Genomic DNA, 8,098 nt, shown 5'->3' with positions numbered 1-8,098 from the left:
GATTTTGTGTGATTTATATCGCCGCCCCCGGGGGGGGGGCCCATATAAATTTTGAAACAAAACAAAAAAAAAAGCCCCCCCCCCCCCGCATAGGGGCAGTGCTAATAAACCAATAACAAAACGGGATCCGGCAAAAAAAAACCCTACCGCCCCACGTGCTTCTCATCCAAATCAAGATTCAATTTAAGCACATTCACCCTGGGCTCTCCGAGCAAACCAAACTGCCGCCCGCTCGTGGCCCGAGCGACAATCGCCTCGACCTGCGCCACCGACATCCCGCGCTCCTTCGCAACGCGAGGAACCTGATAAGCCGCGGCAGCAGGACTGATATCCGGATCGAGCCCGCTCCCCGACGAAGTCACGAGATCGACAGGCACGGCAGCCCGATTGCCCGGATCGAGCTCATGCAACGCGGCGATCCGCGCCTTGACCTCATCGGCGAGCGCGGGATTCGTCGGCCCGAGATTCGAGCCGCCGGAATTCCCGGCGTTATACGGATTCGGCGTCGTCGCCGACAAACGGCCCCAGAAATACCCAGGCGCATCGAACTGCTGTCCGATGATCGCCGAGCCGACCACCTTGCCATCGCGCTCGATCAGACTGCCATTCGCCTGATGCGAAAACGCCGCCTGTCCGATCGCGGTCACGACCGCCGGATACACCACGCCCGTCACGACGCTCAACGCGACGAACAACACCAGCATGGGACGCAAAAAGCTCTTCATGATGTACATGCCTCGATAAAAGATGCGGTCAACTCCAGCCCAGCGCGGCGATCGTCATATCGATCAGCTTGATGAACGGAAACGGCAACAGAATTCCGCCTAGGCCGTAGATCAGCAGGTTCCGTCGCAACAACGAAGCCGCACCGAGCGCGCGATACTTCACGCCCTTGAGCGCCAGCGGAATCAGAAACACGATGATCAGCGCGTTGAAGATCACCGCCGACAAGATCGCCGACGCAGGCGAAGCCAGATGCATGACATCCAGCACGCGCAACTGCGGATACGTCGTCGCGAACGCGGCCGGGATGATCGCGAAGTACTTGGCGACATCATTCGCGATGGAAAACGTCGTCAGCGAGCCGCGCGTCATCAGCATCTGCTTGCCGATCTCGACGATCTCGATCAGCTTCGTCGGATTCGAATCGAGATCGACCATGTTGCCCGCTTCCTTCGCGGCCTGCGTGCCGGTGTTCATCGCCACCGCGACGTCGGCCTGCGCGAGCGCGGGCGCGTCGTTGGTGCCGTCGCCGGTCATCGCGACGAGCCGCCCCTGCGCCTGATGTTCGCGGATCGTCGTGAGCTTGGCCTCGGGCGTCGCCTCGGCGAGGAAGTCGTCGACGCCCGCTTCCGCCGCGATCGCCGCGGCCGTCAGGCGGTTGTCGCCCGTCACCATCACCGTCTTGATGCCCATCTTGCGCAGCTCCGCGAACCGCTCGCGAATCCCGCCCTTCACGATGTCCTTCAACTCGATCACGCCGAGCGCACGCGTCGTATCGTTCACGCGCTCGGCGACCACGAGCGGCGTGCTGCCGCGACGCGCGATCTCGTCGACGGCGTTCTGCACGTCCTGCGCAAAGCGCCCGCCGTGCTCTTCGACGTACTTCTTCACCGCATCGGCCGCGCCCTTGCGGATCTCGCGATTCTGAAGATCGACGCCGCTCATGCGCGTCTGCGCCGTGAACGCGAGGAACGTCGCGTGCAGTGTCGCCATGTCGCGCTCGCGGATATTGAAGCGCTGCTTCGCCAGCACGACGATGCTGCGGCCTTCCGGCGTTTCATCGGCGAGCGATGCGAGTTGCGCCGCATCGGCGAGATCGCGCTCGGCGATGCCTGGCGCCGCGACGAACGTCGATGCCTGGCGATTGCCGAGCGTGATCGTGCCGGTCTTGTCGAGCAACAGCACGTCGACGTCGCCCGCCGCCTCGACCGCGCGGCCCGACGTGGCGATCACGTTCGCCTGCATCATGCGGCTCATGCCCGCGACGCCGATCGCCGAAAGCAGCCCGCCGATCGTCGTCGGAATCAGACACACGAGCAGCGCGACGAGCGCGGTGATCGTCACGACGTGGCCCTGCTTCGCCGCTTCCACGGAGAACAGCGAGAACGGCAGCAGCGTGGCCGTGGCGAAGAGCAGCACGAGCGTCAACGCGACGAGCAGGATCGTCAGCGCGATTTCGTTCGGCGTCTTCTGACGCTTGGCGCCCTCCACCATCGCGATCATGCGATCCAGAAACGCCTCGCCCGGATTCACCGACACACGCACGACGATCCAGTCCGAGAGCACGCGCGTGCCCCCCGTCACCGACGAGAAGTCGCCGCCCGACTCGCGGATCACCGGCGCCGATTCGCCCGTGATCGCCGATTCGTCGACGGATGCGACGCCTTCGATCACTTCGCCATCGGCGGGAATCACATCGCCCGCTTCGACGAGGACGACATCGCCTTTACGCAGATCGGTCGACGTCGTGATGCGGATCGGCGACTTCGGATGCGGCTCGTTGAGCTTCTTCGCCATCACGTTGTGCTTCGCGCTGCGCAACGACGCGGCCTGCGCCTTCGAGCGCCCTTCCGCGAGCGCTTCGGCGAAGTTCGCGAAGAGCACGGTGAACCAGAGCCACAGTGCGATCGCGAGAATGAAACCGGCAGGCGCTTCGGCCTGGCCGGCGAGCGCGGCAATGAAGAGGACCGTCGTCAGGATGCTGCCGACGTAGACGCAGAACATCACCGGATTGCGCAATTGCGTGCGCGGCCCGAGCTTCCTGAACGCATCGACGATCGCGGGCTTCACGAGCGCCGGGTCGAACATCGAGCGCGCCGCCGTGCGTGCCTGCCCGAGATTCTCCGGGCGATGCAGCGGAGGTTGATTGGATTGAGTCATGCTGTTCCCGAATTCAGTGGCCTGTGATCATGGTGAGATGCTCGACGATGGGACCGAGCGCGAGCGCCGGCACATACGTGAGCGCGCCGACGAGCAGCAGCGTGCCGAGCAGCAGCACCACGAAGAGCGGACCGTGCGTCGGCAGCGTGCCGGCGGTCACGGCAAGACGTTTCTTCGCCGCGAGCGAGCCCGCGATGGCGAGCACGGGCACGATCGAGCCGAAGCGGCCGAACCACATCGCGATGGCGAGCATCGAGTTATAGAACGGCGTGTTCACCGAAAGGCCCGCGAACGCGCTGCCGTTGTTGTTGGCGGCGGAGCTGAACGCATAGAGGATTTCGGAGAAGCCATGCGCGCCGGGATTCGCGATACCCGCGGTGCCCGACGCCGTGAGCACGGCGATCGACGTGCCCACGAGCACGATCAGCGGTGTGAGCAGGATCGCGATCGACACCATCTTCATTTCGAAGGACTCGATCTTCTTGCCGACGTATTCCGGCGTGCGTCCGATCATCAGCCCCGCGACAAAAACCGCGAGCAGCGCGAAGACGAGCATGCCGTAGAGCCCAGAGCCGACGCCGCCGAAGATCACTTCGCCGAGCTGGATCAGCAGCATCGGCACGAGGCCGCCCAATGGCGTCAGTGAATCGTGCATGTTCGCAACCGCGCCGCACGACGCCGCCGTGGTCGCGACCGTGAAGATGCCCGATTGCGCAATGCCGAAGCGCGTTTCCTTGCCTTCCATGTTGCCGCCCGCCTGCGATGCGAAGGCACGCGTATCGACGTGCAACGACGCGTAGAGCGGATTGCCCGCCTGCTCCGCCGAAATCTCGCCGACGCACGCGGCCGCGAACGCGATGGTCATCGCGGCGAGCACGGCATAGCCTTGCCGGCCGTCGCCGACCGTGCGGCCGAACACGACGCACAGCGCCGCCGGGATGATCAGCATCGCGAGCATCTGCATGAAGTTCGAGAATGGCGTCGGGTTCTCGTACGGATGCGCGGAGTTGGCGTTGAAGAAGCCGCCGCCGTTGGTGCCGAGCATCTTGATCGCTTCCTGCGACGCGACCGGGCCCATCGGCAACGTCTGCTTGTCGGCCGTGAGCGTTTGCGTGACGGACTTGCCCTGCGCGTCAGTCGATTGCATCTGATAACGCGTGACCTGAAGCGTCGGCACGTCCTGAGACGCCTTGAAGTTCTGGATCGCGCCCTGGCTCACGAAGACGAGCGCGAAGACGACGGCGAGCGGCGCGAGGATGTACAGCGTCGTGCGCGTGAGATCCACCCAGAAGTTGCCGATGGTCTGCGCCGAGTGCCGCTTGAAGCCGCGAATCAGCGCGACGACCACCGCGATGCCCGTCGCCGCCGACAGGAAGTTCTGCACGGTAAGGCCGAACATCTGCGCGAGATAGCCGAGCGTGCTTTCGCCGCCGTAGTCCTGCCAGTTCGTGTTGGTCACGAAGCTGACGGCGGTGTTGAACGCGGCATCGGGCGTCATGCCGCTCATGGATTGCGGATTGAGCGGCAGCATGCCTTGCAGGCGCAGCAACGCGTACAACACGAGCGCGCCGAGGACATTGAAGAGCAGCACGGCAAGCGCGTAATGCTTCCATGACATCTCGGCATCGGGGTCGACGCCGGCGATGCGGTAGAGCATCGATTCGAGCGGGCGGCCGATTCTGCGCACGACGATCGACGTGCCGTCGAGCACGCCCGCCATGTAGCGCCCGAGCGGAATCGCGAGCGCGATGAGCACGACGATGAAGATCGCCGTCTGCACGAAGGTATTGGCGTTCATTCGAGATCCTCCGCACGCAGGAGCGCGTACACGAGGTACACGAGAAGCAGCAGCGTCGAGGCTGCCGCGAGCCACATCATCCAGGCGTTCATGAGCGGCCTCCGGGCACGCGGCGGCGCAATCGCTCGCAGCCGCCCGCGAGCGCCACGCATAGTCCCCAAAAAAGGACGATGCCGGCGAGGTAAAGCAGGTCCATGTCGTGTTCTCCCCTTGTGTGGTTCAGGACAGGGTCGAGATTAAGGAAATGGACGTAAAGGGCGCGACAAAGGTGGGAATCGGGGCGTAAAAATCGCGTAAACAGGCTGTCGTCACGACACAAGGGCCGCGCGCACGCATCGCGCCGCAGTAGATGCCGGGCACGATCCAGCCGCTGGGAAGCGCGCCGAAAAGGTCCGATCGATTGCCGCGTGGAACGTCTCGGATCTGATCGATGACTTCAAAGACAAGACGCTGAAAGCGCCTCTCGCTGACGGGACGATCTATTACCGAAAGTGGGATCTGGAAAACGTGCTTCGCCCGAAGATCGGCTCGATGGAAGTTCGCAAGGTCACGCCGGCTGACATCATGCACATGCTGGAACGCAGCAAGCGATCGTGGACCGTCTGCAAACGCATCCTCACGACATCGACGCAACTGTTTGCGCACGCCTCAGGGAAGCGGATGATCGACGTCAATCCGTGCGTCGGCATCACGCAGAAGTCGATCATGGGCCCGCGTCCGACGGTCAGATCACGCGTCATGCTATCCGAGGACGAGTTGCGTAAGTTGCTCGGCGAGATCGACGAGACGATCGGCCGCGAGCACGGCCTTGCTCTTCGTGTACTGCTTGCGACATGCGTGCGCACGGTCGAGCTGGCCTACACTGCGCCCACGTTTCTCGGCTACCTCGGACTCGTATATCTCGTGTCCTGGCTGTCGTATCGATACATCGAGTTTGGGGCGGTCAAGGAGTGGAGGGCTCTGCTGCCATCAACGCGAAAGGTCGATGCGGCCGTTGCTGCACCAGCCGACTAGTCGTCTCCCGAGGCTGCATCGCCTGCCGCAGGACGGCCGGAAGACGGTCGTAACCTCAAAAGAAAAAGCCACCCGAAGGTGGCTTGGTGTGACCGGTCTGCACCTGCTTGCCGCCTCGCGGGCGGCTGGTTTGTCACTGGTAAAATGCGCGCTCTAAAACAGGGGGAGCAGTGGCAAAGCGCAGAGTGGATTGGATCGACGCGGCTAAGGGAATCGGCATTTTCTTGTGGTTCTCGGGCACAGCCCGCTCTCCTACGAGAGTCGAGCGTTCGTGTACGCGTTCCACATGCCGTTGTTCTTCTTTCTTTCAGGGTTTCTCGTCGCCAATGCGAATTCGCTTTCAATGGCTGACAAGGCCAAGTCATTGCTGATTCCCTACTTGCTGTTGTGCCTCATACAGCTTGCGATTTTCACGTCTTACGAAAAGGCGCTCATCGACGACCCGACGACGACTGCGCAGGCGATATGGGGTTTTCTGTACTCGTCTGCCCCGGCGCTGAAAATCGACAAGCCATACTGGTTCCTGCCGTGCCTGTTCGTGACCTTCGCGTATTTCAAGCTTCTCACAAGACTAAGGACTACCCGGGGATTAGCAGTAGCAGTCGTTTTTCTTTCGATCGTCGCCTACGAATACAGCTCAATCGCAAGGTCAATGCACCTGCCTAGGTGGCCCTGGAGTTCCGATACAGCATTGATGGCTGTTTGCTTCATGATTGCTGGCTACCTATGCCGGCCGCTGTCGCCCGTTGTCGAGAGTTTGCGAAGACGCACTTCGTTTTGTATCGCAGCGCTTTTATTCTTCTCGGTATGGGTCGTGGTGCAGTTCAATAGCCGAAGCGACATGCTCGGACTCGGCTACGGGCGAAACCTGTACCTCTATGCTGCCGGATCAGCCGCAGGCATTGTTGCCTGCATCTCGCTGGCGCAAGCGCTGTCGCGCGTCCGAGTATTGAAGTGGCTAGGCGAGAACAGCCTCACGCTTTTCATGTTCCAAGGCAACGTTTTAATACTTATCAACGTTGTCATCGGGCAGTTGAACAATGCGCAGATCACTGATTGGCATGTCCAGGACACACTCAAGTGGGGAGTGATCTACGCCCTGGTCGCGATCGTTGCGTTGATGCCGTTCTGTTGGCTTGTCAACAGGTACGCCCCCTGGTTGGTGAGGGGCATACCTCGATCGGCCCCGTAGCGCTGCATCCGTGGCCCGCGCTCGGGCACCCACAGGAATTGACGTGCCCGGGAGACCCAAGCAGGTCGCCGTGACTGTGGTCGGCAGCGCCGGGTGACGCTCGATGAAGTAGATGCGCCCGATCGCGTCCTGGAATCGGCCGGCCGATGTGTCAGGATCTACGCCGTTCACGACCTCGAGGATGTCGTCGTTTTTTGCGCCGACGATCGCTGCTGTGCTCGAGGCAAGCTGGCCCTGCGGTGTGCTCAGATTAGGCGTGCCGTCGGCGTTCGTCGTGCCAATCGAAGTGAGCGCGGATAGAATGGCTGGCGCCCTCCCCCCGCCCGATCGCCCACCAAGGCCCGGGGGGTAGCCAAGTGAATAGCTAGACCCGCGCCCAAGGCGCCCGCCCTCCTCAAAGCCTTACTGACAAAGCCTCTCTGAATCTCGTGAAAATCGCCACCTGGAACGTCAACTCCCTCAAAGTCCGCCAGCAACACGTCATCGACTGGCTCGCGCTCTCGGGCGTCGACGTGCTGTGCCTTCAGGAACTGAAGATGCCCGACGAGAAATTCCCTCGCGCCGAACTCGAAGCCGCCGGCTACAAGAGCTGGTTCGCGGGACAGAAGACGTACAACGGCGTCGGCATTCTGGTGCGAGCGGACGCGGGCTTCGAAGTGGATGAAATCAGCGTGGTGCGCAATATCCCCGGTTTCGAGGACTTGCAGCAACGGGTGATCGCCGCGACGATCGACGGCGTGCGCATCGTCTCGGCCTATTTCCCGAACGGTCAGGCGCCCGGCTCCGAGAAGTTCGCCTACAAGATGCGCTGGCTGGATGCGCTGCGTGAATGGCTGCGCGAGGATATGGCGCGTCACCCGCAGCTTGCGCTACTGGGCGATTACAACATCGCGCCGGAAGACCGCGATGTGCACGATCCGAAGGCCTGGGAAGGACAGAATCTCGTCTCGCCCGAAGAGCGCGCGCACTTCGCGCAGCTCGTCGAGCTCGGCCTGACCGATGCCTTCCGCAAGTTCGAGCAGCCCGAGAAGCTCTTCACGTGGTGGGACTACCGGATGATGGCGTTCCGCCGCAACGCGGGGCTGCGCATCGATCACATTTTGTTGTCGGAACAGCTCGCGGCGCGCTGCACGTCATGTGAAGTGGATAAGGTGCCGCGCAAGTGGGATCAGCCGTCCGACCACGCGCCCGTGATCGCGACGATCGACTGA

The 8,098-nt window shown here is 62.3% G+C and carries 7 protein-coding genes; 3 read left to right on the top strand and 4 right to left on the bottom strand.

Going from position 1 to position 8,098, the window contains the following annotated elements:
• Positions 1–143: 143 nt before the first annotated feature.
• The 4 genes from kdpC to kdpF form a co-directional block, all read right to left on the bottom strand.
• Positions 144–725 carry a potassium-transporting ATPase subunit KdpC gene (gene kdpC, locus NCS58_RS05580; protein WP_250538067.1) on the bottom strand — a complete coding sequence of 194 codons (582 nt, stop codon included), beginning with the start codon at positions 723–725 and terminating at the stop codon, positions 144–146.
• Positions 726–753: 28 nt separating this feature from the next.
• Positions 754–2,811 carry a potassium-transporting ATPase subunit KdpB gene (gene kdpB / locus NCS58_RS05575; protein WP_061119946.1) on the bottom strand — a complete coding sequence of 686 codons (2,058 nt, stop codon included), beginning with the start codon at positions 2,809–2,811 and terminating at the stop codon, positions 754–756.
• 85 nt (positions 2,812–2,896) lie between these two features.
• Positions 2,897–4,681, bottom strand: coding sequence for a potassium-transporting ATPase subunit KdpA (kdpA, locus tag NCS58_RS05570; RefSeq protein WP_061119867.1), 1,785 nt, complete (start codon positions 4,679–4,681; stop codon positions 2,897–2,899).
• Positions 4,678–4,773, bottom strand: a complete 96-nt coding sequence (gene kdpF / locus NCS58_RS05565) for a K(+)-transporting ATPase subunit F (RefSeq protein WP_040049727.1) — start codon at positions 4,771–4,773, stop codon at positions 4,678–4,680. The genes kdpA and kdpF overlap by 4 nt, the downstream gene beginning before the upstream one ends.
• A gap of 307 nt (positions 4,774–5,080) precedes the next feature.
• Between kdpF and NCS58_RS05560 the strand changes: the two genes are divergently transcribed.
• From NCS58_RS05560 to xth, 3 genes are all read left to right on the top strand, one after another.
• The gene (locus NCS58_RS05560) at positions 5,081–5,695 is read left to right on the top strand and encodes a phage integrase central domain-containing protein (protein WP_409241791.1); all 615 of its coding nucleotides are present in this window, start codon (positions 5,081–5,083) and stop codon (positions 5,693–5,695) included.
• A gap of 226 nt (positions 5,696–5,921) precedes the next feature.
• The gene (locus NCS58_RS05555) at positions 5,922–6,887 is read left to right on the top strand and encodes an acyltransferase family protein (RefSeq protein ID WP_311766296.1); all 966 of its coding nucleotides are present in this window, start codon (positions 5,922–5,924) and stop codon (positions 6,885–6,887) included.
• A gap of 428 nt (positions 6,888–7,315) precedes the next feature.
• Entirely contained in the window at positions 7,316–8,098 is a 783-nt protein-coding gene (gene xth / locus NCS58_RS05550; RefSeq protein ID WP_250476511.1) for an exodeoxyribonuclease III, read from the top strand.

The organism is Caballeronia sp. INML3B (assembly GCF_023631305.1).
GTDB lineage: Bacteria > Pseudomonadota > Gammaproteobacteria > Burkholderiales > Burkholderiaceae > Caballeronia > Caballeronia turbans.
This window is presented reverse-complemented; position numbering and strand designations above follow the sequence as displayed.

What these genes read in the sequence shown, in the direction of transcription:
- kdpB (WP_061119946.1), bottom strand. Translation starts at nt 2,811, where the DNA reads ATGTTCGACCCGGCGCTCGTGAAGCCCGCGATCGTCGATGCGTTCAGG.
- kdpF (WP_040049727.1), bottom strand. Translation starts at nt 4,773, where the DNA reads ATGAACGCCTGGATGATGTGGCTCGCGGCAGCCTCGACGCTGCTGCTT.
- kdpC (WP_250538067.1), bottom strand. Translation starts at nt 725, where the DNA reads ATGAAGAGCTTTTTGCGTCCCATGCTGGTGTTGTTCGTCGCGTTGAGC.
- kdpA (WP_061119867.1), bottom strand. Translation starts at nt 4,681, where the DNA reads ATGAACGCCAATACCTTCGTGCAGACGGCGATCTTCATCGTCGTGCTC.